This window comes from Bacillota bacterium, assembly GCA_040754675.1.
In the GTDB taxonomy this organism is placed as follows: domain Bacteria; phylum Bacillota; class Limnochordia; order Limnochordales; family Geochordaceae; genus Geochorda.
The window spans coordinates 1-1,609 of sequence record JBFMCJ010000770.1; the positions used below are offsets into that span (position 1 = coordinate 1).

Annotated in this window: 4 protein-coding genes; all 4 read left to right on the forward strand. The window is 64.6% G+C overall.

What is annotated here, in order from left to right; all coding sequences use genetic code 11:
* A partial coding sequence (locus AB1609_23435; protein ID MEW6049387.1) for an Ada metal-binding domain-containing protein occupies positions 1 to 268 on the forward strand: 268 nt, incomplete at its 5' end.
* Between the two features lie 12 nt (positions 269 to 280).
* Positions 281 to 493: a DUF3006 domain-containing protein gene (locus AB1609_23440; GenBank protein MEW6049388.1), complete on the forward strand. Its 213-nt coding sequence runs from the start codon at positions 281 to 283 to the stop codon at positions 491 to 493.
* 98 nt (positions 494 to 591) lie between these two features.
* A complete protein-coding gene (locus AB1609_23445) occupies positions 592 to 918 on the forward strand; it encodes a hypothetical protein (GenBank protein MEW6049389.1) in 327 nt (108 codons plus the stop codon).
* A gap of 25 nt (positions 919 to 943) precedes the next feature.
* A partial coding sequence (locus AB1609_23450; GenBank protein ID MEW6049390.1) for a restriction endonuclease subunit R occupies positions 944 to 1,609 on the forward strand: 666 nt, incomplete at its 3' end.

Consider the following 1,609-nt stretch of genomic DNA (forward strand, 5'->3'; position numbering starts at 1 on the left):
GGTGCTGACCACGGACGGCAAGACGTACTCCGTCGACAAGAAGCCGTGGGAGTACCGGGCGCCTGCAGGGCCTGGCGGGGTTGCCCCGGCCCCCTCTGGCGGCGGGACGAAGTTCGTGGCGAGCAAAAAGAGCGACAAGTATCACTACCCCTCCTGCAACGCCGCCAAGAAGATCAGCCCGGCCAACCTGGTGGAGTTCAGGAGCGCCGCCGAGGCTAGGGCGGCCGGGTACGTGCCGTGCAAGATCTGCAAACCGCCCGACAGGTAGGAGGTGGACCCCGTGCGTGCGGTGATCGACCGGTTCGAGGGTGACCTGGCGGTGGTGCTGGTGGGTGACGAGGAGTACAGGCTGGACGTCCCGCGCCGCTTCCTGCCGCGCGGGGCGCGGGAGGGGGACGTCCTGGTCCTCAGGTGGGAGATCGACCGGCGGGAGACGGAGGCCAGGCGGGAGAAGGTCAGGGGCCTGATCGAGGAACTCAGGCGCCGGAAATGAGCCGGGGTCACGCCCTTGAGGGTACGCGAAGGTAGGCTGTGCCGGTAGGAGGCACGGCGCGACCCGTATAGAATCCTGGCAGTGGGGAGGTGTGCCTGTTGGCTCTGGCCGAACTCCGCGTTGGCTCCCTCGTGCGTGTGCGGGACCGGGACTGGGTGGTGCTTCCTCACGAGAGGCCGGGGGTGTTGCGCCTGCGGCCGGTGGTGGGATACGAGCACGAGACGTGTGCGGTCTTCCTTCCCCTCGAGGGTGGAAACGTGGTCCCTTCGGGGTTTCCCGAGCCCGACGCCGCCCGGGCGGGAGACTTCGAGTCCGGCAGGCTTCTCAGGAACGCGGCCCGGCTCAGCCTCCAGGCTGGGGCGGGTCCGTTCCGCCCCCTGGCGCGCCTGTCCGCGCAGTGCTTCCTCCACCCACCCTCCTGTTGAGGTTCTGAAGGGAGATCGGGGAACCATGGACCATCTGTATCAATTACTGGCTGTTGCAACCCGGAGATGGCGCGAGGCTGGGTATCCTTGCGAGGAATACCCGGTTATTGGCGAACTCCTGGATTACCAAGTTGATGCGGAAACCGGTGGGTGCCGTTACCTGCGTGTCCCCCAGCTCCGGGCACTGGAAGTCTACTGGTACCTGCGTCTTGTCAAAGGAACCCCGCACGTCTTTGATCTGTACCGCGACCTGTATCCCAGACCCGCGGAGCTGCTTGAGGTCTTGGGGCTGGCGCATGACGAGATCCGCAACTACGTGCTCAACGAGGGGTTGGACGCACTCTGGCATCGCCTGCGAACCGATGATGAGTTCTGCCGAGATTTCGGGCTCGAAGCCACACGCGAGACCCTCACGCTTGGTTATCCCAGCTACATCTTTGCCCTGGCAATGGGGGCCGGTAAGACGGTACTGATCGGGGCCATCATTGCCACCGAGTTCGCCATGGCCCTGGAGTACCCGGAAGCCGGCTTTGCGCACAACGCGCTGGTTTTTGCTCCCGGCAAGACCATCGTGGAGGCCCTGCGCGAGTTGGCAGAAATCCCTTACGACCGCATTCTGCCACCGCGCCTGTATAAGCCGTTTGCGGCTTCGGTCAAGCTCACGTTTACGCGTGATGGTGAAATAGACTTA